This is a genomic window from Nitrospira sp. Kam-Ns4a, from assembly GCF_965152595.1.
This window is the reverse complement of record NZ_OZ224218.1, coordinates 1,409,754-1,433,366: the sequence shown is the minus strand read 5'-3', so window position 1 is coordinate 1,433,366 and position 23,613 is coordinate 1,409,754. Positions and strand designations below refer to the sequence as shown.

At 65.2% G+C, this 23,613-nt stretch carries 23 protein-coding genes and 2 pseudogenes; 19 read left to right on the top strand and 6 right to left on the bottom strand.

The window, feature by feature from the left end:
- Nucleotides 1–3 precede the first annotated feature (3 nt).
- The 3 genes from ACWHYQ_RS07185 (at nt 4) to ACWHYQ_RS07175 (ending at nt 5,386) form a co-directional block, all read left to right on the top strand.
- Complete coding sequence (locus ACWHYQ_RS07185; RefSeq protein WP_447975011.1) at nt 4–1,944, top strand: DUF7309 domain-containing protein; 1,941 nt, start codon at nt 4–6, stop codon at nt 1,942–1,944.
- 1,315 nt (nt 1,945–3,259) lie between these two features.
- Nucleotides 3,260–3,826, top strand: a complete 567-nt coding sequence (locus tag ACWHYQ_RS07180; RefSeq protein ID WP_447972731.1) for an IS607 family transposase — start codon at nt 3,260–3,262, stop codon at nt 3,824–3,826.
- Nucleotides 3,827–5,386: an IS200/IS605 family accessory protein TnpB-related protein gene (locus tag ACWHYQ_RS07175; RefSeq protein WP_447972730.1), complete on the top strand. Its 1,560-nt coding sequence runs from the start codon at nt 3,827–3,829 to the stop codon at nt 5,384–5,386.
- 93 nt (nt 5,387–5,479) lie between these two features.
- Here the strand turns inward: ACWHYQ_RS07175 and ACWHYQ_RS07170 are convergent, their stop codons facing one another.
- Together ACWHYQ_RS07170 and ACWHYQ_RS07165 are read right to left on the bottom strand one after the other, a co-directional pair.
- Nucleotides 5,480–5,887, bottom strand: coding sequence for a type II toxin-antitoxin system VapC family toxin (locus ACWHYQ_RS07170; RefSeq protein ID WP_447975010.1), 408 nt, complete (start codon nt 5,885–5,887; stop codon nt 5,480–5,482).
- Entirely contained in the window at nt 5,884–6,129 is a 246-nt protein-coding gene (locus ACWHYQ_RS07165; RefSeq protein WP_447975009.1) for a type II toxin-antitoxin system Phd/YefM family antitoxin, read from the bottom strand. Before ACWHYQ_RS07165 ends, ACWHYQ_RS07170 begins: the two co-directional genes overlap by 4 nt.
- A 728-nt stretch (nt 6,130–6,857) precedes the next feature.
- On the opposite strand from ACWHYQ_RS07165, the gene ACWHYQ_RS07160 reads away from it, so the two are divergent.
- Entirely contained in the window at nt 6,858–7,835 is a 978-nt protein-coding gene (locus ACWHYQ_RS07160) for an ISL3 family transposase (RefSeq protein ID WP_447973355.1), read from the top strand.
- Between the two features lie 158 nt (nt 7,836–7,993).
- Here ACWHYQ_RS07160 and ACWHYQ_RS07155 read toward each other — a convergent pair whose 3' ends face one another.
- The 3 genes from ACWHYQ_RS07155 to ACWHYQ_RS07145 all read right to left on the bottom strand — a co-directional run bounded on the left by ACWHYQ_RS07155 (nt 7,994) and on the right by ACWHYQ_RS07145 (nt 9,251).
- Entirely contained in the window at nt 7,994–8,398 is a 405-nt protein-coding gene (locus tag ACWHYQ_RS07155; protein ID WP_447975008.1) for a transposase, read from the bottom strand.
- 3 nt (nt 8,399–8,401) lie between these two features.
- On the bottom strand, nt 8,402–8,845 hold the full coding sequence (locus ACWHYQ_RS07150) for a transposase (protein WP_447975543.1): 444 nt from the start codon (nt 8,843–8,845) through the stop codon (nt 8,402–8,404).
- Between the two features lie 232 nt (nt 8,846–9,077).
- Nucleotides 9,078–9,251 (bottom strand): hypothetical protein, encoded by a 174-nt coding sequence (locus ACWHYQ_RS07145; RefSeq protein WP_447975623.1) that lies wholly within the window; start codon nt 9,249–9,251, stop codon nt 9,078–9,080.
- Here ACWHYQ_RS07145 and ACWHYQ_RS07140 point away from each other — a divergent pair.
- The 15 genes and pseudogenes from ACWHYQ_RS07140 to ACWHYQ_RS07070 all read left to right on the top strand — a co-directional run.
- A pseudogene (locus ACWHYQ_RS07140) lies at nt 9,169–9,829 on the top strand (hypothetical protein); the annotation flags it as partial. The gene ACWHYQ_RS07145 and the pseudogene ACWHYQ_RS07140 sit on opposite strands and share 83 nt — an antisense overlap.
- A gap of 451 nt (nt 9,830–10,280) precedes the next feature.
- Nucleotides 10,281–10,610, top strand: a complete 330-nt coding sequence (locus ACWHYQ_RS07135; RefSeq protein ID WP_447975007.1) for a nucleotidyltransferase domain-containing protein — start codon at nt 10,281–10,283, stop codon at nt 10,608–10,610.
- Nucleotides 10,603–11,016 (top strand): HEPN domain-containing protein, encoded by a 414-nt coding sequence (locus ACWHYQ_RS07130; protein WP_447975006.1) that lies wholly within the window; start codon nt 10,603–10,605, stop codon nt 11,014–11,016. Before ACWHYQ_RS07135 ends, ACWHYQ_RS07130 begins: the two co-directional genes overlap by 8 nt.
- 1 nt (nt 11,017) lies before the next feature.
- Entirely contained in the window at nt 11,018–11,428 is a 411-nt protein-coding gene (locus ACWHYQ_RS07125) for a VOC family protein (protein ID WP_447975005.1), read from the top strand.
- 64 nt (nt 11,429–11,492) lie between these two features.
- On the top strand, nt 11,493–12,734 hold the full coding sequence (gene lhgO / locus ACWHYQ_RS07120; protein ID WP_447975004.1) for an L-2-hydroxyglutarate oxidase: 1,242 nt from the start codon (nt 11,493–11,495) through the stop codon (nt 12,732–12,734).
- Nucleotides 12,731–14,347 carry an MBL fold metallo-hydrolase gene (locus ACWHYQ_RS07115; RefSeq protein ID WP_447975003.1) on the top strand — a complete coding sequence of 539 codons (1,617 nt, stop codon included), beginning with the start codon at nt 12,731–12,733 and terminating at the stop codon, nt 14,345–14,347. Before lhgO ends, ACWHYQ_RS07115 begins: the two co-directional genes overlap by 4 nt.
- A 774-nt stretch (nt 14,348–15,121) precedes the next feature.
- Entirely contained in the window at nt 15,122–16,192 is a 1,071-nt protein-coding gene (locus ACWHYQ_RS07110; RefSeq protein WP_447975542.1) for an ISL3 family transposase, read from the top strand.
- A 367-nt stretch (nt 16,193–16,559) separates the two neighbouring features.
- Complete coding sequence (locus ACWHYQ_RS07105) at nt 16,560–17,066, top strand: UpxY family transcription antiterminator (RefSeq protein WP_447975002.1); 507 nt, start codon at nt 16,560–16,562, stop codon at nt 17,064–17,066.
- Between the two features lie 38 nt (nt 17,067–17,104).
- The gene (locus ACWHYQ_RS07100) at nt 17,105–18,118 is read left to right on the top strand and encodes an NAD-dependent epimerase (RefSeq protein WP_447975001.1); all 1,014 of its coding nucleotides are present in this window, start codon (nt 17,105–17,107) and stop codon (nt 18,116–18,118) included.
- Between the two features lie 240 nt (nt 18,119–18,358).
- Complete coding sequence (locus ACWHYQ_RS07095; protein WP_447975000.1) at nt 18,359–18,511, top strand: HepT-like ribonuclease domain-containing protein; 153 nt, start codon at nt 18,359–18,361, stop codon at nt 18,509–18,511.
- Nucleotides 18,512–18,592: 81 nt separating this feature from the next.
- Complete coding sequence (hepT, locus tag ACWHYQ_RS07090) at nt 18,593–19,471, top strand: type VII toxin-antitoxin system HepT family RNase toxin (protein WP_447974999.1); 879 nt, start codon at nt 18,593–18,595, stop codon at nt 19,469–19,471.
- A gap of 60 nt (nt 19,472–19,531) precedes the next feature.
- Nucleotides 19,532–19,849 carry a nucleotidyltransferase family protein gene (locus ACWHYQ_RS07085; protein ID WP_447974998.1) on the top strand — a complete coding sequence of 106 codons (318 nt, stop codon included), beginning with the start codon at nt 19,532–19,534 and terminating at the stop codon, nt 19,847–19,849.
- Nucleotides 19,849–20,247, top strand: coding sequence for a nucleotidyltransferase substrate binding protein (locus ACWHYQ_RS07080; RefSeq protein WP_447975541.1), 399 nt, complete (start codon nt 19,849–19,851; stop codon nt 20,245–20,247). Before ACWHYQ_RS07085 ends, ACWHYQ_RS07080 begins: the two co-directional genes overlap by 1 nt.
- An 85-nt stretch (nt 20,248–20,332) precedes the next feature.
- A complete protein-coding gene (locus ACWHYQ_RS07075; protein WP_447974997.1) occupies nt 20,333–21,634 on the top strand; it encodes a nucleotide sugar dehydrogenase in 1,302 nt (433 codons plus the stop codon).
- 81 nt (nt 21,635–21,715) lie between these two features.
- A pseudogene (locus tag ACWHYQ_RS07070) lies at nt 21,716–21,928 on the top strand (GDP-mannose 4,6-dehydratase); the annotation flags it as partial.
- Nucleotides 21,929–22,220: 292 nt separating this feature from the next.
- Here ACWHYQ_RS07070 and ACWHYQ_RS07065 read toward each other — a convergent pair.
- Entirely contained in the window at nt 22,221–23,357 is a 1,137-nt protein-coding gene (locus ACWHYQ_RS07065) for an IS256 family transposase (RefSeq protein ID WP_447974996.1), read from the bottom strand.
- Between the last annotated feature and the right edge of the window lie 256 nt (nt 23,358–23,613).

Sequence of the window (23,613 nt, the reverse complement as noted above, 5' to 3'; positions counted from 1 at the left end):
CCAATGGACACGGTATCCTCACTGGTCATGGAGCGATTCAAGCGGCTTCCGCGACGAGCCGACGAATGTTGGCAGGGGGGGCTGGTTCGGCTGCCCGCGTGGGTGGAGGATCAACCCGGTCGGCCACCCCATCGGCTCTGGGCGGGGTTCTGGGTCAGCCTCCGCACGGGGCTTGCGCACTTCAAGAGCGCCAAGGAACCGAGCAGACCCGATTGGTCGTTGGCGCTGGAGGCGCTCCTCGAATTCGGCCTCAAGTCCCGGTTGGCCGGCTGCCGGCCGGCCCGGCTTGAAGTGTCCGACCTGGGGCTCGGCACCCAGCTCCTCAACGCCCTCGGGGATCCGGAGCTTGCGCTGGGGATTGTGCCGGACTTGCCTGCTGTCCGCCAGGTCTTGGCCTGGCTTGACCAGGGGATGGCCGGCAAGCCATCGGTGCCCTCGGCGCTTGAGGCTCCCGGGGTGACCATTGAGCGGATGCGGACGTTCGCCGATGCGGCAGATCGCTTTTATCGGGCCGCGCCGTGGCAGTATCTGACGGATGCCGATCTCATTCGGGTGGAAGCGCCCCCTGTCAGCCCAGATCTTCAGTATTGCACCGTCCTCGGCGCAGGCGGCGAAACCTTCGGCTTGGGGTTCTACCAGTCCCCTGAAGCGTACCAGACTCTCAGCGAGGCGAGGGGACCGGGCGATCTGCCCGATGGGGCCGGTTGGTCGGTGCTCTACGGTCCCCTGTGGGACTTGCCGTTCGGCGACGCGGATCTGTGGGAGGATCACGCGCTGCCCGTGGCAGGGGAGCTGGCCTACCCCTTGGCCGTGCAGTTCGGAGCCGGGGGGCTCGTCCGGCGGCCGGACCGGGCGACGCTCTCGACGCTCGAGGCGATCCTGCGGGCGCTGGCCGAGACCACGGAGGAGGAGATGGACCAAGGCCGCTGGACGCGGTCCGTGACGACCGGCGAGGGGACGCTCACCGTCCAGTTGGCGATTCCTTCCTTGCTCGAACCGCTTGATGCGCCGCCGGCCTATCCCCGCCCGGGCCTGCCGGATCGGCGGATCATGGAGCGCGTCCTGTTGGAAATGGAACGCGCGGTCGGGCGCGGTGAGTTCGACACTCGGGAGGCGGTGGACGAGATGCTCCAGCGCCGCTTCGTCGGCGATCTGGATGCCATCCCGTCTACGGCGGCCACGCCGTTGGAGCGGGCCCAGGATCTCGTCTATCGCGCCGTGGAGGCGCAGGGGCGACGGCGGAGGCAACTGGCTCGCAAGGCTTTGGAACTCTCGCCCGACTGCGCGGACGCCTACGTGCTGCTGGCCGAGCAGACCACCGACCTTACCCAGGCCTGTGAGCTGTATGCCCAGGGAGTCGCCGCCGGTGAACGGGCGTTGGGACCCCGGGTGTTCGCGGAGGAGGCCGGGCGATTCTGGGGCCTGATCGGCACGAGACCTTACATGCGGGCGCGGTTCGGGCTCGCGCAGTGTCTGGAAGCGTTGGGGCGTCGCGAGGAGGCGCTCGCTCATTATCGGGAGCTCCTGCGCCTCAACCCCAACGACAACCAGGGCGTCCGCTACTTGCTGCTGGGGGGCCTGTTGGCGGCGGGACGGGATGAGGAAGCCGGGACGCTGCTGGCGCAGTTCGCGGACGAGGGAACCGCGCTCTGGGAATATGGGTGGGCTTTGTGGACGTTCCGGCGCGACGGAGATAGTCCTGGTGCCCGGGCGCGCCTGCAACGCGCCATCCGGGCGAACCGGCACGTGCCCGGCTACTTGACCGGGGCACGGGACTGCCCGGACCGCGAGCCGGACGCCTATACGCTGGGGAGTGAAGAGGAAGCGGTGGTCTGCGCGCGCACGCTCGGCGGGGCGTGGCGGGCGACCCAGGGTGCCGAGGGTTGGTTGGCGAGTAGGGCGTCGGCCACGGGCAAACGGTCGCGCCGGCGCGGGCGACGCTGATGGCAGCGGCCTCCATCCCAACGACGGGATCGGCGGCCCCCAGTCACCCTCGCTTCCTGCGCCTCTACCACGAGCAGGCGATCAAATGGGTCTCGATGATGAACGGGCAACCGTGCGAGCCGTACGACATGCCGGAACTCGATAGGGCGTTGCCGAACCCCATTGGTCGCCAATTGCTCCGGAATAAATCGTTCCAACGGCTGACCCACCTTGCGTGTGCCGAGGCTCAGCTTGATGGCTATCCCCCAACAACTCGCTAGGAGCCTGTCCGACATTGACTCGAGAAATGGCTTGGTCGGGAGCCTCTGACTGGTGTACAGGCATAATCCCCTCAGACAGCGAGAGGAAGCCCTGCGATGACGACCCGCACGGTTCGCCCCTACGAGCCCGACGAGGGTGGTTGCTGCCCATGAGTGGCCGCCCGAGGACCATCTGGCTTCCTTCGTGGCCGACCCTGTGGCCGAACTGGACCTTACCCCGGTGCTAAAGACCGCTGGTGGGGTGGCCCGCAGCTCGGTGCCTTCTCATCCCCGCAGGCTGGTAACGGGGCTGCTGGATGCCTACGCCGTGGCATTCCGGCCTCGCGGCAGATTGCCCGGGAACTGGAAGAGGATGTGACGTTGCGGGTGCTGGCGGCGAACGAGCGGCCGGACTTCCGCCCCCTCAGCGACTTCCGCAAGCCGCATCTGTCCGCCCCTGGCCGACCTGTGTGTCCCAGGTCCTGGAGATCTGCCAGCAGGCGGGCTTGGTGAAGCTGGGCACATTGCCCTGGATGGCACCAAGGTCAAGGCCCATGCCTCGATGCACAAGGCCAGGAGCAACGGCCGGCTGGGGACCGAGGAGGCCCGGTTGCAGGCGGAGGTCGCGACGTTGTTCCAGCGGGCCGAGGAGGCGGATGTTCCGGATGAGGCCGTCTACAGGCCCGGCCGATGCGGCGATAAGCTGCCGGCGGAGCTGGTGCGCCGGGAGCACCGGCTGCAGACGATTCGGGCCGCCAAGGCCGTCCTGGAACAAGGAGGCGCAGGCCGAGACCACGCTGCAGCAGGTCGCTCGCGAGGCGCCTGCAGGGGCTCCGCGGCGCTGGGGCCGGCTGCCGCAGCCCCCCAGCCCAGTGCCGCCGCCGAGCCCCCGGTGAGGGCTGCGGACGCGGGGCGGCAGCCGGAAGGCGAAGCGGAGCAGCCAAGAGATAGCGGGAGACCCTATGGACCGATCAGTCCGCAACGGCACACAACGGGACCAGTCCTCAAGCCCATAGGGTTGCAACAGTTCTCGTGTTGTCTAGAATACTATAGAAATACATGCTGCTCTATGAAGCATGAAATTAAGCGATTGGGCGAAGAAACAAGGCGTCAGCTACCGCACGGTCTGGAACTGGTTTCGGCTCGGCAAGCTGCCTATCCCCGCCAGACAGTTGCCGAGTGGGACGATCATCGTTCAGGAGGCATCAGAAGATAACGGCATCGCCGTGATCTATGCCCGTGTTTCCAGCAGTGATCAGCGCCCCCATCTGGATGGACAAGTGGCCCGTTGCCTGGAATACGCGAATGCCCGAGGGCTGTCGGTAAGCCGGACGGTCACTGAAATCGGCTCCGGTCTGAACGGCCATCGAAAGAAGCTGATGCACCTTCTGGCCGATCCCAGGGTCAAAACCATCATTGTGGAACACCGGGACCGGTTGATGCGCTTTGGAGCGGAGTACGTGGAAGCGGCCCTGACTGCCCGCGGGGCACGCGTGTTGGTGGTAGACGAGTCTGAGCTTCAGGACGACCTGGTGCAGGACATGATCGCGGTGCTGACTTCGTTCTGCGCCCGTCTGTATGGACGCCGCTCGGCCAAGAATCGGGCCAAGAACCTGATCGCGGCCTGCAGGGAGGGCGGATAGGTGGCAGCTCAACGCACGTATCAAACCCGCCTGGTCATCCCGCCGAAGGCGGACAGCCTGCTCGGGGCCTATGCCGAACTGTATGGCCACGTGCAGCGCACGCTGTTTGCCGCTATGGCACGGGGCGAGAGCCCGGAGTCCTTGAAGCCCGCCTATCTCCAGCGTTTTGGCCTGACCGCCCGGCAGTTCAATGCGATCTGCCATACGCTGAAGGGCATGGTGTCCTCGATCAAGGAACGCCGCAAGGGACTGATCCAGGAAGCCCGGACACGCATCAACACGGCCGAAAAGCGGCTGGCTGCGCTGGACAGACGCCACCGCGAAGAGACCGATGCTACGCAGCGCGCGTGCCTGGCCAAACGGATCCATCAGAAGAAGCGCCGCCTGGCCATCCTCCGGCACCGCTTGGCTCGCCTGGAGGACGATCACGCCCATGACCGGGTCCGGATCTGTTTTGGCAGCCGGCCGCTGTTCCGGGCCCAGTTCCATCTGAAGGAGCATGGCTACGCGTCTCTGGATGAATGGCGCACCGCGTGGCGACGTGCCCGTGCGAGCCAGTTCTTCGTCCTGGGATCGAAGGACGAGACCGCCGGGTGCCAGGGGTGTGTGGCGGAATACCTGGGCCATGGCCGTTTTGCCTTCCGGCTGCGTCTGCCGGACGCTGTCATCGCGGCCAACGGGGGAGAGAAATTCCTGCGCGTTGAGGCGACGCTGCCGTATGGGACTGAGCATGTGGTGGCGGCGCTCGCCCGGCAACAGGCGATCAGCTACCGCTTTGTTCGTGATGCCAAAGGCTGGCGTGTATTCATCTCCACCGGAGTCCTGCCCGTCAGGCTCCAAAGCGATCGGCGGCTCGGTGTGATCGGGCTTGACCTCAACAACGACCATCTGGCTGTAACCGAAACCGACCGGCATGGGAATCCGTGCGCCACGGCGAAGATCCCGCTGGTCACGTACGGGTGCAGCCGAGAACAGGCCCAAGCGCGCATCGGCGAAGCCGTCAAGCAGGTGATGGCATTCGCCCGGGGAACACACAAGCCCCTGGCCTTCGAGCGGCTGGCGTTCGCCCGGAAGAAGGCGCAGCTCGAGGGCAACGGTGTCCGCTATCGCCGGATGCTCTCGGCGCTGTCCTACGCCCGCATCCTCGCCATCCTCAAGGCCCGTGCTCATGATGCGGGTCTGGAGGTGCTGGAGGTCAATCCCGCCTACACCTCGGTCATCGGTCGGCACAAATTCGCCCGCCGTTATGGGCTTTCGACTCACCAGGCCGCAGCGTTGTGCCTCGCGCGGCGGGCTCTGAAGTATTCCGAGCGGCCAAACCGCCGCATGAGCGACCAGGTCGCCTTCTCCCTACCCGTGAGGAATCGGGACAAGCACGTCTGGTCGTTCTGGCGGCAGGTCGCCAGGAAGGAAGCGGCGCTGGCAGCGCCTCGCTGGTCGGGCATGGCTCGATCCTGTCGGTCACCTGCCGGACGGTCCGGCAAGGCGCCGGCAGCGATCCTACCGGCGAGTGCAGGTGGAATTCCTGCACGCGAATCGTCATCAGCGCCGTTCGGGTGACGTGCTGTGGAATGGTTTTCCATGGTTTTAGGAACGGCTCTCCGTTCAGTCTCGGACAGGCTCCTAGAGCCCATCGTCTCTGTCGAACCAGAGCTACCGGTTGGCGAGAGTCGAGAAACCCCGTGCGTGCAAGAGGCGCTCGTCGGCCGTGACGAGGGTCCGGTCGTTGACGAGGGCAGTGGCAGCGAGGAAACGGTCCACAGGGTCATCATGTGGGAGAGACACCGAACGGCTTTGAAAGGCAATTTCATGGGTCACGGGGGCTTCACGAAACGGGATGGTACGAAAGACCTGGCGGAGCCACTCGGCGGCGGTCGGTTCGAGGCGCACGCGGCCTTTGTCGGCCAAGATCAGCACTTCCCATGTGGTCAGTGGGGAAATCCAGAGCTGGTTGGCCGGATCCTCCAGTTCGGACCTAACCTGCGAGCGCAAGCGACCGGGCTCAATGAGGCTCCAGAGAAAGATGTGGGTGTGGGTGTGGGTGTCCAGCAACAGGTTCACGACCGCAGGACTTCCCACTCCGTGGCGCCAACGGCGGGGGAGAGGAGATCGCCGAGGATCTTGCCGGTCGGCTGAAACGAGCCTAGCCAGGAGGGGGGCTTCTGAGGCGGCGGGGGAGGCAGAATTTGGGCGATGACCTCCCCTTTACGAGTGACAAGAATAGGCCGGCCGGTGCGTTTCACCTTGGCAAGCAGCGCGAGGCAGGTCGCCTTAAAAGTAGAGATGCTCACGGTTTCAGCCATGCACAACCTCTCGTAATTGACTAATCGTACTATAGTCAGTGACCATAGTCAATTCATAGCCCGGGCGCCCGGTAGTAAGCATCGAACGTCGAACGGGCTTCTGCCTCGAACCTCCAACCTCGAACTGTCCCAGCCTCACCCCCCGAAGCTCAGACCTCGACCAATGAATCTGCCGGATGGGCAACCAAGATGTAGGCTGGGTACATCAAGAGCAGAAAAGGAGTTCGGGTTTCTGGCCCGGGCTAAGTCGATGGACTAAGTACAACAATCGAGTGTTTGTAGATGCTAGAATTTAAGGCTCTTGACGGAATGTTGAACGGGCCTTTGTCCAACCATGCAAGAGCAAAGGGCACCTGAGACGAGGTACGCTCTGCCCTTCGATCGGGAAAATCGGAGGCCAGGGAGGATCGCGCAGATGCCCAATGCACCCCATTGTCTCACCGAACGGTTGGGGATTCCAGGGTTCCGAATCACGGCCATCGAGCAAGGCTGGGTCGGCACGCGAAGCCAGGTGGTGCTGCGGCTGACCAGGACAGATCGGAGCCGGTTTCGCGGTCGCGGCTGCGGGCAATGGACGACCAGGGCGGTGCGGGACTCGGGAACGCACGGCCCACCACGTGATCTGGTGGGAGCCCGTCACCGTGCTGACGTGCTGGGAGTCCCGAGTGCACGGCCCGACCTGCGGCCTGACGGGGGAGGCCTTGCCGTGGCTGGCCACGTAGGCCCGGGTGACCACGGCCTTGGCCGGCTTGGTGGCCGAGCTGGGCCAGGGGATGACCGTGAAGGCCGTGGCCGTCTTCCAGGCGTGGCCCCGCGACCCCGTCAAGGCCTTTGACACGGCGGCCCTCCGCAGGGCGCAGCAGACCCGGTCGCTGGAGGGGATCCCCGTGCTGGGGATGGACGAGATCAGCGTAGGCAAAGGCCACCGGTACTGGACCCTGATCAACGCCCTGGAGGGGCCTCGGGGCCCAGCGAGGCTCCCCGTGGTGGAGGGCCGGAGTGAGAAGAGCCTGCAGCGATGTTGGCGCTGGTTTGGCACGGACCGGGCCGCCACGATCACCCACGCGGGGATCGACCTGGGTCGGGCCTTCGAGACCAGGATCCGGGCTCACGGCTGCCCCCAGATCACGGGCGCGGTTCGGGGGGGCCAGATCATCGACGACACGTTCCCTGTGAGGCGCCATCTCACCGAGGCCCTCAACACCGTCCGCAAGGCCGAGCTGCGCAAGGCGCTGGGCCGGTTCACGCAGACCTTGGCGGGCAAGAAGGTCGTGCTGCTCACGCGCCGAGCTCGGGTTCGCGGCAAGGCCCGCAAGGCCCTCGACGCCGTCCTCGCGGCCAGCCCCAAACTGCTCAAGGCGCATCTTCTCAAGGAGTCCTTCGGTCACCTGTGGGACTCCCCCGACAAGGGCGGCGCTCGCCGGTTCTGGGAGCCCTGGAAGGCCCAGCTCACGTGGCAGCGGATGCCGGCCTATCGGAAGTTCGTCACCCTGGTGGAGCGTCACTGGGAGGGCATCCTCGCCTTCTGCGACAAGCAGGGCTCGCTGGGATCCAGCGAGGCGAGCCACGTGACGGCCCGCAACGTCATCCGTCGGGCCTATGGCTACCGGGACAACGAGGACATGAAGCTCAAAATTATCCAAGCCTGTACGCCTTGGATGGCCGAATTCCGTCCCTGGAGGGTTTCATTCAACAATTCGGCATGAGCCGAATTTAATCTGAGACTGTTGCAAAACTCCCTTTGCGGACGCATGTCCCGTCGAGAGTCGGTGCTACGGCCCCAGGCTAGAGAGGTAACCCTGTGTCCCTGAGGCCCACCGGTGCTGGAGCAGGGGGAGGCTGCTCCGCCATCCGATGCCGCTGCTCATGCCGAACTCCAGACGGGACTCAAGAGGCGCACGAGCCGTTTGCAGTTGACCACGAAGGCGGTCATGATCGCTTGGATCGTCGTCTTGGCCAAGCCCCAGTACCGACAGCGGGCGAGCCGGTGATGGACTGTCAGTTCGGCGCATTTGCGCTCGATGATGGGTCGCAGCCGACGACTCTGCCGCGGCCGGCCAGGGCCGGGCTGTTTCCGAATGATGCCAGAGAGAATCCGCCGCCGGCGCAGCCACTGATGATGCTGGGGCCAGTCGTAGCCTTTGTCCGCGACGACTTCGGTGGGGCCCCCCGTCACCAAGATGGGCAACTGGGCCCCATCGGGCTCGTTCCCAGGGGTGACAGGGACCGCCGTCATCAGTTCGCTGCGGGCATCCTCCGCGAGATGCACCTTCTAGCCAGAGAAGCCCTTGGTTGGGGTCTTGCGGCCGAAGCGCGCATCAGGGTCCGGCGAATGCCGGTCCACGGAGGTCTGATCGTCCTGCCTGTCTTGGAAGGTGTCCGTGAGCCGGAACAAGTCCACCCGGGCCGCCAGGTCGATGCTGTCGAGGATGTGCAGGGCGTCGGTCACGAGCCCGTGCTGCCGCGCCTCGGCGACGATGCGGTTGAAGAGGGCCTGGAAGCGCTCGGGCCCCAGTCGGGCCCGCAAGCGGCAGAGCGCGGGGTGATCAGGCGGTCGTTCATCGGCGGCTAAGCCCAGGAACCACTTATCGAGGAGGTTGTAGGTCACCGCGTCCTCCACCTCCCGGTCGGAGAGGTTAGAGAGGAACTGCAGGAAGACGATCTTGAACAGGAGCGCTGGCTCGTCGGGCGGGCGGCCGGTCTCGTCACGATCCAGCGGAGCGCACGCCTCGTTGACGAACTCGAAGTCGACGAGGCGGCGGAGGTCCCGCAGCAGATGGGGCCGATCCCCCAGAACCTGCTCATAGAGCCAGTCGCCGAAAAAGGAGCCATTCGCGCCGCCTGTTTTGAACAGGCCACGCCTCCTTGTGTAGGTGATCTGGGTCAGCTACGTACACGAATTTGAAGGCCCTGTAAAGAGGAGTTTTGCAACAATCTCAATCTGACAGTCAGGGAAAGTCCTTGCCGTTCCCCTCTGGGGAGAACGGAGCGAGGATCATGACGAAGGAGCGGAAGAGTATCAAGACCAGGCAGGGGTTGTTGGAGCTGGCGAAGCCACTCGGCAATGTGTCGAAGGCCTGCCAGATCATGGGCGACAGCCGGGGCAGCTTGTACCGGTTCAAGGAGCTCGACGAGACCGGGGGTGAGGCGGCCCTGGAAGGCCAAGGCCGACAAGGGGGCCCACCGGGGAGTTCGAGAGCGAATGCCCCGGCTATTGTGGGGCGCAGGATACCTGCTCCGTCGGGACGCTCAAGGGGGTGGGCCGCATCTTCCCGCAGCCCGTCATTGACGCCGACAGCAAGGTGAGCTTCGCGAAGCTCGACGATCGCAAGACCCCGCTCACCGCGGCCGACCTGCTCAACGATCGGGTGCTCCCGTTCTTTGAGGAGCCCGGCATCCCGTTGAGCTGCGTCCTACCCGATCGGGGGACCGAGTCCTGCGGGGCGCCGGACCGGCACGAGTCTGAACGGTCCCAGGCAGTGGAAGACATTGAGCACATGCGGACGAAGACCAAACGCGCGCAGACAAGGGCCTCGGCGAGTGGTTCCACAAGACCCTGCTCAACGAGTTCTACCGGGTGGCGTTCCGCAAGAAGCTCGACCGGACGCTGGAGGAGCTGCAAGCGGATCTCGATGCGTGGCTCGCGCAGGACCACGATCGCCGGCCGCACCAGGGCCGCTGGTGCTCTGGCAAGAGCCCATGCGGACGTTTCTGGACAGTGTGCCGCTGGCGAAGGAGAAGCTGGTGGTACCATGACCGTCATCAACATGGCATCCAGTACATTGAGAATCGTCTGGTTCCAGCACCGCTGCTCGGCGGCCAGCGCGGGAGCCGTGCGCGTCCAGCGTGCAGAGGAGATCGCGTCAGGTATTCGGCTCGGGGACGGTAACGACGGAGGCGAGGACGAGGCAGGCACAGAGGACGGTCGCTTGCAACGCGCTCATCGTCACTCCGTGGTTCAAACCCGCTGACGGCGAACGAGAGCGATCCGACCACAGCGTCCCGGCACGGCAACAGCCGCGCCGGGGCTCCACGGCCCGGGCCTACCGAACGTCCTGGCAGACCGCCGGCACGGGGAAGTTTCCCGTTGACGCAGTTCTGGCCTTGCCGTACAAAGAGCCTGTCGTCAGGGGATGAGGAGGGAAGTTGGGATGCCTGGTCCAGCCGGGCAAGACGCCGTGCTCCTGGCGTTTCTTCAGGCGATCGGACCGATCCGCCCGCGCGTCGAGCGGCTCCTCCTCTTTGGCTCGCGCGCCAGAGGCACGCACCAGACCGACTCCGATTATGATCTGCTCCTGGTCGTGGATCAGAAGGATCCTCTATTACTGGACGCCCTGTACGATGCGGTACTGGACGTGCTCCTGACCTACGGGCGCTTGGTCTCGCTCAAGGTGTTCGAGAAGCAGGAGTTCGAGCGGCTGCAGGGCCTCCGGACGCCGTTTATGACGCGGATTGCCGAGGAAGGGGTGCCGCTTGGATAGGACTCACATCGAACTCCTCCGGAGCTACCTGGCCAAGGCGGAGGAGAAGGTGCGGGCGGCCCGAGACCTGTACGGCAAAGGGTACTGGGACGACGCGATCTCGCGCGCCTACTATGCCGCGTTCCATGCCGCGCAGGCGGCGCTCTTGACGGAGGGCCAGCGGGCCGACACGCATCGGGGGTTGGTGACGCTCTTCGGCCTCCTGCTGGTGAAGACCGGCAAGCTCGACCGGCGTTGGGGGAAGTTCCTGGCCAACCTGAAGGACGATCGGGAGGCAGGGGATTACGAAGCGGTCTCGTATCTCGATGAGGGCACGGCGCGACGGGCCCTTGACGAAGCCGAGGGGTTCGTCGCGGCGATCCGCCAGTATGTCGCGACGCTGATCGGGGAGCCACGGGGAAGTTGACGTGCCGGTCCCAGGGATGAAAGGCCTGCGGCATGTGGCCCTGCGGGTCACGGATCTGACCAAGTCCCGGGAGTTCTACGAGGGATTGTTCGGCCTGCAGGTGGTGTGGCAGCCGGACGCGGAGAATCTGTATCTGAGCTCGGGCAGTGACAACCTCGCGCTGCATCAGATCCCGGCCGGGGAGCGGGCCGACTATCCCGGCCAGCGCGGGCAGTTCCTGGATCATCTGGGCTTCCTGGTGGAAACCGAGGCGATCGTGGATCAGCTCTACGAGCAGGCGGCGCGGCAGGGCATCCGGGTCGTCCACGCCCCGAGACACCACCGGGATGGAAGTTATTCCTGCTACCTGGCCGATCCCGACGGGAACCGGGTGCAGGTCCTCCATGTCCCAGGGCTGAGTCGCGAGGGCTGAGGGCTGAGCGGGGCAGGTTCGCCGGGAACGTCACCCGGGCAGAACCCGGGGGCTGGAATGCATCATGGACGGCGACATTCTCATCTGCGGCGGCGGCATTATCGGACTGACGCTGGCCAGGGAGCTGGTCTCGCGCGGAGCTGAGAACATCCTCATCCTGGAGAAGGAAGAGGACATCGGGCTGCATGCGTCGGGCAGGAACAGCGGGGTGCTGCACGCCGGCATCTACTATCCGGCCGGGAGTTTGAAAGCCAGGCTCTGTCTGCGCGGCAACCGGCTGATGAAAGCCTATTGCCGGGCCAAGGGGCTGCCGCTGCACGAGACCGGGAAGGTCGTCGTTGCCAGGCATGAAGGGGAGCTGCCGGCCTTGCAGACGCTGTACGACACGGCGTTGGGCAACGGCGCGACGGTGGAGCTGATCGACGAGCGCCGCCTCGATGCCGTGGAGCCGTTTGCCCGAACGCATCGCCTCGCGCTGTACTCGGCCGAGACGGCCATCGTGGATCCGCGGGCGATTCTGCGAAGTCTCGCACGCGATCTTCTCGACACGGGCAGAGTCCGGCTGCTAACGGGAACGGGTTTTGTGGGGCTTCAGGGGTCCGGAACCGCGCAAACCACTCGTGGGCCGATCCGGTTCCGGGGCTTCATTAACGCCGCCGGCGCGTACAGCGATACGATCGCGCACCGATTCGGGCTCGCCCGCCAGTACCGGCTCATTCCGTTCAAGGGAACGTATCGGCGATTAGCACCGGCGAAGGCTCCGCTGGTGCGGGGCAATATCTACCCGGTGCCTGACCTGCGGAATCCCTTCCTTGGGGTGCATTTCACCCGCCATATTGATGGACATGTCTACGTCGGCCCCACTGCCATCCCGGCCTTCGGACGGGAGAACTACAGCCTCCTGGACAAGCTCGGCGGCGAGTCGCTGCGGATCCTGTTCGACGATGCCCGGCTGTTCGTCGCGAACCCGAAATTCAGGGCGGTGGCGCTGACCGAGCCGCGGAAGTACCTCGCCCGGTATTTCTTCCGGGACGCGCGGGCCCTCGTGAACGGGTTGAGTCCGGAGGATCTCCAGCCCTGCGGGAAGGTCGGGATCAGACCGCAGCTCGTGGACTGGTCGAAAAAGGAGCTGGTAATGGACTTCCTGGTGCTGCGCGATCAGGAGACCCTGCACATACTCAATGCGGTCTCCCCAGCCTTCACCAGTTCACTGGCCTTCGCTGAACACGTCGTGGATGCCTATCTGGCTGCAGCCGGCCGCCCCTCGGCGAAGGAGCTGGGCGCCCTTGTCGTGAGCCCGGAATGAGCCAAGTCTGGACAAGCCTGCGCAGCGATCAGTACGTCGGTCTGGCGCCGTGGACGTGGATCCAGCTCGAGAGCGGCGAGGTGCCCGGGCCCTTCCCGTTTCTGGGCGGCGTGGCGCCCGAGGTGGTCACAAGCCTGCACCAGGCCCACCAGTTGCTGCTGAGTTGCGTGGAGACGGCCATCAGCGACGTGTTCTCCCGGCGCGCCCGGCTCGACGACCCCGCCACGCGGACGCGGCTCGAGGATGCCTATGCGGAGCTGGTCCAGTCTCGGCCCCATCTGAGTGCCCACATCCGCTGCGGGCGTCGCCCGGATGGCTCGTTCCAGTGGGACTATCCCCTCGACCCGACGAAGTCGGCGACGATCACCTACACGGGCCTCCGGGTCTTCGACGCGGTCACGAGGCAGATCATCCCCTTTGCGTTCGATCGGGCGATCGCCCCGGCCGTCGGGCGCTTCGTCGGGTTCCTGGACGGCACGCACAGGGTCTCGGAGCTGCGCACCGTCGCCACCGCCTCCGGCCGCGACCTGGAGCGGCACCTGACCCGGCTCCTGGAGCTGCTGTTCACGCACGGCTGCCTGACGGTGACCGCCACCTCCTCCATCCGGGCGCAGTGGCTGGCGGCGACGCGCGATCAGGACGTGGTCCATCTCGGCCACGCGGCGCTGCTCTACCGGCAGCAGGACCGCTTTCTGCTGTTCGATCCCTGGCTGATCCCCTGGTTTGCGGAATCGCCCCTGCCCTCGTTGTGGACCTCGTTGCTGCCGCGGCCGGCCGCCGTGTTCCTGACCCATGACCACGACGACCATGTCGATCCGCGGACCCTGTTTCATCTCCCGAAGGACGTGCCGATCATCGTGCCGAGCCGGCGGAACCGGAAGGCGCTGTTCTACGATTACCTGTCGCTGCTCCGCGAGCTGGGATTCACGCAGGTGGCCGAGTTGGCCCACGGCGAAGCCTGGCCCTTCGAGGGCGGGGCGGTCGTCGCGGTGCCCTTCTACGGCGAGGACCCCTGCGATCTCGAGATGCCGCGGAACTGCTATTTGATCAGCGACCGGGGGCGGAACACGCTGGCGCATGTGGACAGCGGGCCGACGAATGCCGGGCGATCCGCGGTCAAGGAGGGGGTGATTGACGACCTTGTGCGTCGTTACGGGCCCATCGCGACCGTCTTTGCGTCGCAACAGCAGTTGCTCGAGGTCCGGACTTATGCCGCCCACGCCTGCCTGTCCCATCCAGGGAAGTGGCTGGACGTCGGCGAGAACGGCTATTTGACGAACGGCTATCTGGCTCAGCTTGCTGCCGCGGCGCGCGCCCGCCTCTTCGTGTCCTACGCGACCGGCGGGGCGGACTGGTACCCCGACCACCTCTCCTTCATGTTCAGCCGGCGGAATCCGGCCAGGACCGCGCTCTTGACGGCCAACTGGGAGCCGCCCGCCGCGCTCGGCGAGCTGCTCGCGCCCAAGGGCTGCGGCTATCACTATAGCCGGGCGCTGGACCTGTACCGGGCAAGGCCGGATGGCGGGACCGAGGTCCTGTCGGCCGCCCACCCCCTTGATCCGATACAGCTTTACCGAGCCGACCATGGTGAGCCGCCCTTCCTCCAGCGGTGAGGCTGGCCTGAAGGGCCCTCACAAGACCTTCACTATGGGTTTTTCTTACGCATGAGCGGCTGTGTCGCGGCCTTGGGTTAGAGGGTCACCAGATCCGTCGAAACAGAGTGCCTGTGGCTGTGGCTAACTTGCCCTGGGACGGCTGCCCATGGCCAGCCAAGTCTTGGAAAAAGGTCTTGACAGTTTTCTTGAACTATGGCACAACGGCTACCCGAAAGCGGGGCTGGGGAAGGAGGTGAGGGAGGAGCCTTCCGATTGAACGCTTGGTGAGTTTATCCAACGTGTCGCGTTGTCATGGTCTTGCGCCGATGGCTGGCTGGCAGGGAGTCCGGTTCAAGTGCAATTATTATCCGATCTTAACAAGCGCGTTCCCCTTCCCCGTCCCTTCTCCCACCGGCTGCGGTAGAAAGCCGTAGTTGCCCTGAGATTTACCTGGCAATGTTGACGTTGATGGATGCCGCCTCTCTCAGTTCCTATTCCGGTATCCAGGAGGTGCTGCTTGATTTGTGGCTGAGCTTCTTCGCGCCACTTCTTTTGGCTCTTCAGGAAATTGTGTGGGTAACTGAACCCTCTTGCGCTATGCTCGGCTCCTCGAAAGGAGGACCCGAGCGATGCGTGACTTCGAACGCTCTCAAGCCGTGCTGGGGCTGCAGGCCCCGTGGACCGTGGCCAACGTGGAACTGGATGTGAAGGGGCAGCCGGTGACCGTCACCGTGGAGGCGGGGCCGGGTCCCTCTCCCGGCCCGGAGTGTCGGGAGCCGGTCCCGGGCTACGATCGGAGGCGTCGCCGGTGGCGGCATCTGGAGTCCCTGCCAGTTCACGACGTGGATTCAGGCGGACCTCCCCCGCGTGAGCGGTCCGACCCATGGAGTCAGGCAGATCGCGGTGCCCTGGGCGGAGCCCGGCAGTCAGTTCACCGCCTGGTTCGAGCGCCTGGCCATTGAGCTGCTCCAGGAGTGTTCGGTGAAAGGGGCGGCCGGGCTGCTGCGGATCACCTGGGATGAGGCCTGGGGCATCAAGGAACGAGCCGTCGCGCGGGGGCTCCGCCGTCGCACCCGGGACGTCGTCGCGCACCTGGGCGTCGACGAGAAGGCCATTGCCAAGGGGCATCGGTACCTCACGGTGGTGGCGGATCTGGAACGCAGCCGCGTCCTCTACCTGGCTGAGGACCGCAGGCAGGAGAGCTTGGATGGGTTCTGGGGCACGCTGACCCCGGAGCAACGGGAAGGGATTGCGGCCATCGCGATGGATATGTGGGAGCCCTCCATCCAGTCGACCCGGGCTCACCTGGATGGGGCCGAGGCCACACTCGTCTTCGACAAGTTCCATGTGGCCAAACATCTCCACGAGGCTGTGGACCGGGTCCGCCGCACAGAGCATCGGGCCCTGAAGCTAAGGGGCGATGACCGACTGACAGGGACCAAGTACCTCTGGCTCATGCGTCCCAAGGACATGACGGCCGAGCAGCGGGCCACGTTCCGCCTCTTGCAGCGCAGCGACCTCAAGGTGGCACGGGCCTGGACCCTCAAGGAGCGCTTCCGGCAGTTCTGGGACTATACCTACTGTGGTGCCGCCCAGCAGTGCTTTGCGCGCTGGTTCTGGCGCGCCACTCACAGCCGGCTCCGGCCGATCGCGGCGGTGGCCCACCTGATCCGGCGCCACCTCCCCAACGTGCTCACCTATCTGCAGCATGGCATCACCAACGCGGGGTTGGAAGCCGTTAACGCGACGATCCAATGGGTCAAGAAAACCGCTCGCGGCTTCCGCAACGTCGAGCACTTCAAGACCGCGATCTACTTCCATTGTGGAGGATTGGATCTCTATCCAACCCACACAAAAGCCTGAAGAGCTCTTCTTTTGTTGGCTGAGTCCCTTCCCAATTCAGGTGCTCAGCGTTGTCGAGTTCTGGCGGAAGTCGCGAAATTATCCGAGCCCTACTTCGGCGGTGTTCTTCTTCTTTGGTGGAATCGTGTGCTTGCTGGAGAGACAGCATTGCTCTCGGGTGCTGCCCCTGGGTTGGCGTCTACCTTGGGATCGGTGAACCAGCCCCGTGGGGCCCTCTTGCCCAGGTTCTGCAAGCGCGGTCTCTTGACCCCATAACCCCCGCAGGCGTCAGGACGCCTTTTGGGGTCCGGGCGCAATGCCGTGACGCCTTTCAGGCGGGTGCTGCGGGGGGTTTCCGTACCGTCGCTGTAAGTGAGAGGGCGGAGCTTTGCCCGACGCCATCCCTGCCCCCCGCTGGTATGCACTGCGGACCCGGTCGCGACACGAAAAGCAGGTGCGGGACCGACTCGTGGCGCTGGGGATCGAGCAGCTCCTCCCGACCGTGATCCGGCTGAGTCAGTGGAAGGACCGGAAGAAGAAAATCGAGGCCCCCCTGTTTTCGGGTTATTGCTTTGCCCACTTTCCCTTGGAAAATAGACTGACGGTGCTCAAGGTCCCGGGTGTCGTGCAGATCGTCGGCAGCACGCAGGGGCCTGCGCCGATTCCGGACGAAGAGATCAACGCGGTCAAGGTGCTCATGCAGGGCCCCCTGCGGTATGACCCCCATCCCTATCTCCGCGAGGGCATGGTCGTCGAGGTCGTCCGCGGGCCGCTGGAGGGCGTCCGGGGCATCCTGCTGCGGAAGTCGAAGCCCTACCGGCTGGTGATCTCGGTGCATCTGATCCGGCAGGCCGCCGCCGTTGAGATCGACGCGTCTGATGTGGTGCCGGTCTGACGCGGGCGCGGAGGCTGCGTTCCACTGCCATGGCCACGATGAGCGCTCCAGTCCTGGTGACCGGCGTGGCCGGGTTTATCGGCTCCCACGTCGCCCGGCGGCTGCTCGATCGCGGCGAATGCGTCCTCGGGGTGGACAACCTCAACGATTACTACGATGTCACGCTCAAGGAAGCCCGGTTGGCCCGGCTCACACCGGACAGCCGGTTCCAGTTCGTCAAGCTCGATCTGGCGGACCGGAGCGGGATGGAGCGACTCTTTGCCGAGCATCCCATCTCGCGCGTGGTTCATATGGCGGCCCAGGCGGGGGTGCGATATTCGCTGGTGAATCCCCATGTCTACGTGGACAGCAACGTGGTCGGGTTTCTCCATGTGCTGGAAGGCTGCCGTCGGGCCGGGGTGCGGCATCTCGTCTTCGCATCTTCCAGCTCCGTCTATGGCGGGAACACGAAGCTGCCGTTCTCCGTGCATGACAACGTGGACCATCCCGTGTCGCTCTACGCCGCGACCAAGAAAGCCAACGAGTTGATGGCCCACACCTATGCGCACCTGTACGGGATCCCGTCCACCGGACTCCGGTTCTTTACGGTCTACGGTCCCTGGGGGCGGCCTGACATGGCGGTGTTCCTGTTCACGCGGGCGATTCTGGAGGGCAAGCCCATCGAGGTGTTCAACCACGGGAAGATGCAGCGCGACTTCACGTACATTGACGATGTCGTCGAAGGGGTCGTGCGGGTGCTCGACAAGCCCCCAAAACCCGATCCGACCTGGTCAGGCGAGCACCCCGATCCGGGCCGCAGCGCAGCCCCCTATCGTCTGTATAACATCGGTAACCATCAGCCGGTGGACCTGCTCCAGTTCATCGAAGTGCTCGAGCAGGCGCTGGGACGCACCGCGGAGAAGCACTTCCTGCCGCTCCAGCCGGGCGACGTGCCGGCGACCTGCGCCGACGTCGACGATCTCATCCAGGACGTCGGCTTCGCACCGGCGATCCCGATCGAAACGGGCATTGCGCGATTCGTGGAATGGTACCGGGCTTTCTACCACGTCTAACGGCAAGCCCGTCACCCTCTTCCGTTTCCGAGGGGTGAGGGCGCGGGAGAGGGATGGGACGGCGAGTTCCACAACGGCTGGGCTCTCAGGACAGAGCGTTGCTAGAAAGCCGCCTGGCGGACCTGCTCGGCCCACATCCCGAAGTGAGCTTTGCCTGCCTGCACGGCTCATTCATCGGTGGCGACCCGTTTCGTGATCTTGATCTGGCGGTGTGCATCTCGCCGGAGGCCCTGGCGGCCGATGCACTGCGTTGGTATGAGGCCAGCTCGCAATGGAGCTCGAGTCGAAGCGATGAGTCGGGTGGCGCGGTTTCGAAACTTGTTGGTCCATCTGTACTGGAACGTGGAGGACCGTGAGGTCTACCGCGTAATCTGTGCATCTCGCGGATTTTGACGCGTATCTGAGCGCGATCGGTCGGTATCTCAAGGCCGAGATCTAATCTCTCTCGGACCTTGACCTCGCTGCGCGGGGATGATGGCCAGTAAGTTCGAACTTGTTCCGGGCGACATTCAGGATCGCCTGAATGAGCTCCCGGCCTGTCTCGATGCCCTGGAAGGGCTAGCGGCCGTCTGGCTCTTCGGATCGATGGCGCGGGGCGAAGCCACACCTGTGAGCGACGTGGATGTGGCCTACCTCCCGGCCCCGGCACTCACCGACGAGGAGGTGGAGCGTGTGGATGCCCGGTTCTACGGATGCCTCACCAACGCCCTGCACACCGACGAACTCACCTTGATCAACCTGCGGACCGCGCCGGCCCTGGTCGTCTGGAACGTGCTCCACGAAGGACGGCTGCTGGTCTGTCGGAATCCGGCGGCGCTGGGCCCGGTGGCGGAGGCGTGCTTTCAGGTGGCTCCGGACATCGCCTGGCTGCGGTGGACGGGGAACGAGGACTTCCTGCGAGGCATGCGGATGACTCCCCCGAAACAAGTCGATACGCAGCGTGTGACGGAACTGCTTCGCCTCATCAGCGACGACGTTCGGGTGCTTCGGCAGAAAGCGTCGGCTACCAAGGAGCACTATCTGGCCTCGTCGGATCTCCAGGCCATTGTGGAGCGCCGCCTGCAGACGGCGGCCGAGGAGTGCATCAATGTGGGCAATCACCTGATCGCGCGGCTGGGCTTCCGCGCGCCCCAGGATTACGCCGATGTCTTCCGGGTGCTCGGCGCCGCCGGGGTGCTCCCACACGAGCTGTCGCAGGTACTCATGGAGCTGGCCCGACTGCGCACTCTCCTCGTCCATGTCTACTGGGCCATTGATCACGAGCGGCTGTACGACACCCTGCCGGCTCGGCTTGCGACGCTGGAATTGTTCATCGACACCATCGTACGCTGGCTGACCAAGCAGCCCGATTGAACCCAATAGACGGGGCTGACTCAATCGACGCAAGGGCCTTGCCAGACCATGGATCAGCGGGTGGAACTCGAACGCATAAGGGAAGAGCAGATCCGCCCCTTGCTTGGCCGGGTGGTCCAGGTGGTGCGCAAGCACCTGGAGGATCCTTCCTATCGCCTCCTCCTCTTCGGGTCTTGGGCGACAGGCTCTTCAGACGTCACCTCCGATATCGACGTCGGCGTTCTAGGGCCGGCGCCGCTGGACGATCTGGTGATCGCGCGAATCAGGGAAGAAATTGAGCGGCTACCAACTCTGCGAAAGATCGAGATTGTCGACCTGAACCGGGTCGAGCCTTCTTTCCGTGAGTCCGTTCAGAGGCATGCGGAATTGTTGACGTGATGGAAGCCGCGGAGGGCCTTCACGCCTTTGGCCGAGCGCTAGGAAAGCTGAAGGAAGCCCTAGCAGAGCCACCGAGCGAGCTGACCCGTGATGCCGCGAGCAAACGATTCGAATTCACATTCGAGCTGGCCTGGAAGGCGGTCCAGCGGTGCCTACGCGAAGAAGGCATCCAGTGCCGGTCTCCAAGGGGTTGCTTGCGGGAGGCGTTCACCTTCGGGCTGATTGCGGACGACCCGCGCTGGATTACGATGATCGAGGATCGGAACCTCACGAGCCACACGTATGACGAAACGACGGCTCAGAAGGTGTTTGCGGGATTGAGTGAATACGTGCCGTTGCTGGAGCAGTTACATCAAAGCCTGACACGACTCATCGCCTCTCGTGAGCGGTCTCCGTGACTGACGGCGCGCGAGGCACCCCCGGGATCAGCGCGAAGCTCCGTTGTGTGCGCGCGGGCCCGGCTCACAGGTCTCACGAAGGCCTATGTCCCTTCTAGGCAAAATCAAAGCCCGTTCCGCCGTGGTGGGGGTTGTCGGCCTCGGCTACGTGGGCCTCCCGCTCGCGGTGTTGCAGGCCAAGACCGGCTTCCAGGTGATCGGGCTCGACGAGGTGCCCGAGAAGGTGGCGCGGGTGAACCGCGGCGAGAACTACATCTCGGATGTAGACGCCGCCGAGCTGCGGCAGGCCGTCGAGGCGGGGCGGCTCTCGGCCACGGGGGACTTTCGGGCGCTTCGGGATTGCGACGTCGTCCTGATCTGCGTGCCGACCCCGCTGACCCGGAACAAGGAGCCGGATATCAGCGCCATCGTCAAGGTCGCCACGGAGCTGGTCACATGCCTGCACCCGCAGATGCTGGTCGTCCTGGAAAGCACGACCTACCCGGGCACCACGGAGGAGGTGCTGGTGCCACGGCTAACGGAAAGCGGGCTCAAGGTTGGGCAGGACCTCTACGTGGCGTTCTCGCCGGAGCGGGTGGATCCCGGCAACCGCGCCTTCAAGACCCACAACACCTTCAAGCTGGTGGGTGGCGTGACGCCGGCCTGCCTCCTGCACGCTCAGACGTTCTACGAGCACTCCATCGTGAAGATCTTCCCCGTTTCCTCCCCGCGGGTGGCGGAGATGACCAAGGTCTTCGAGAACGTCTTCCGGTCCGTGAACATCGCGCTGGTCAATGAGCTGGCCCTGCTGTGCGACCGCATGGGGCTCAACGTCTATGAAGTCATTGACGCGGCCGCGACGAAGCACTTTGGGTTCATGCCCTTCTATCCGGGGCCGGGCGTCGGCGGCCACTGCATCCCGCTGGATCCCTACTACCTAGCCTGGAAGTCTAAGGAATACGACCTCCACACGCGCTTCATCGAGTTGGCCGGCGAGATCAACGAGAGCATGCCGTATTACGTGGTCGCCAAGCTCCAGCGGCTGCTGAACCGGCGAGGGCACTGCCTGAACGGGGCCGACATCTTCGTCCTGGGCGTCACCTACAAGGCCGATGTGGCCGATCCGCGGGAGACCCCGGCGGCCAAGGTCATGGCGCTGCTGCAACGGGAGGGCGCGCGGCTGACCTACGCGGACCCCTACACCCCGACCTTCGAGGTGGAGGGGCACCTCTATGACGCCGTCCCGGTCACGGAGGAGCGCCTGCGCGGCTGTGCCTGCGCGTTGATCCTCACGGCGCACTCGGCCTTCGACTACGACGCCATCGTCCGCCACGCCCCGCTGGTCTTTGACACCCGGGGCGCCACGCGCAGGGTGCCCGGGCCCAAGCGCAACGTGGTCCTCCTCTGACCCGATCCCTCCACGCTGCCCGCCGCCCGCAATGACGCGACGACGCAACAGACGCGATAGACGCAACGAGGCAATGAGGCAATGGACGCTGCCCGCAATAGACGTGCTTTGATCACCGGCATCACCGGCCAGGACGGCTCCTACCTGGCCGAGCTGCTCCTGGCCAAAGGGTACGAGGTGCATGGCCTGATCCGGCGGGCCAGCACCTTCAACACCAAACGGATTGACCATATTTACAAGGATCCCCATCTGCCCGAGGCTCGCCTGTTCCTCCACGCTAGGAGCCTGTCCGACATTGGAATGAAATGAGCAAGCTAGTATTTGACTCCTCAGTCAGTGGCGGTCAAGGTTGAAGCTACGTGGTCAATGATTCCGAGTCTGAAGGGAGGCCGGCATGCACCCGAATCGCCGGCCTGACGTGGGAGTGCGCGGCGTGGACTGGCTGACAGGTGCGTGAGCCGTGATTGGAGGTCGTGTCCCGATTTCCGTGGAAATTGGCTTCTCCCGGCATCTGGCTTGAGCAATGACCTCCGCATTTGCCCCAGGATCAACGATCTCCTCTCGGTCCATCCCCTGGCCTCGGCGCTCAGGCGGCCTGCGGAGCCTCCTCCACCGCTGCCAGGTCGCGCCAGCCATCGATCCGGCGCATCCGAATCTGCCCGCTCAGGATCAACCCAAACAGCCGCCGCGCCGCCGCCTGCGCGGTGGGCCACGCCCCTTGCGGCTTCACCCGCCGGCGGAACTCCCCATGGAACCGCTCCATCGCGTGGGTGGTCCGCCGCGACGTCCCCTGACTCCTCGGGAAGCGGGAACAGGTCAGCAGGTCCTCGCCGGCTTCCTCGAGGCTTGCGGCCACCTTGGGCGCTCGCGCGCGCCATTGGCTGAGCAACGCCCGGGACGCGTGCCGGGCGGCGTGGAGGGTCTCGGCGGAGACGATCGCGTGAGAGTCCGTGCGGATCTCCTCGACGGCCTGCGTCGGGGCATGCCGTTCCAGATTGCGCAGCTTGTGAACCGGACCGCGCGGCCCGGCCACGCCGGGCCAGGTCGCCTCCACCGCCGCGCGCAAGCCGGGGTGCCCGTCGATCACACACCGCCGCGGCCGGCGCAGCCCCCGGGCAGCGAGCCCTTCCAGGAGGCCTTGCCAGGCGGGGGTCGCTTCGCTCGTGAGCCGCTCCAGGTCAAGGCCCCCCTGCTGCCCATCGGCCCGGACGCCCAGCGCGACCAACACCGAAGCGGTCACGACCTGCTGCGCCAGGCGCACGCGCCGCGCCACGGCGTCCAGATCCAGAGCGACGCACCGCGCTGCCGTCAGCGGTCGCTGGCGCCATGGCTCAACCAGGCTCTTCATCCGACCCACCAGCCGGGAGAGGGCGCGCTTCGACAGCGGTGCCCCGCGCAGCAACGGGGCCAGCGCGCCTTTGATCCGTCGCTGGGTCGCGCCCGTCCGAGAGGCCCCCAGCCCCGCCGCGTCCACGGCCCGCGCCCGGCGCTCATCCCGCGGCAGCCGGGGACGCTGCCATTCGACCCACCGGCCGTCTTGCCGCAGACGCCCCCGCGGCAGCTCGACCGGGGCCGCACCCAACCCCGTCGTGATGGTCCGCGGCTCGCTCCCGTGCCGATCCCCGCGCCGCCCCTCCGTGCGTGGAGACGGCAGGGCCGCCAGGGTCTCTGTCAGCTCGCCCTCCACCCGCGTGACGATCACCTCCCGGATCCGTGCTCGCAACGCCTCCGTCAACCGGTCCGGTCCAAAACGGGCTTCCCTTGTGCTCCGAACTGGAGGAGCCTGCGTGCTCAGAGGCGTATTCCTCCTGTGGTTTCGGCCCTCTCCAGGGCCGGTTGTGGTAGTGCCGGGAGGATACGCCTTTTAAATTTCCACGGAAAGGGGGACACCACCCAATACGGCGAGTATCTCGGAGAGGACGACATCGTCCGGTTCGAGGATATCTACGGGAGATGCTGAAGCAGTGAATCGTTCAAAA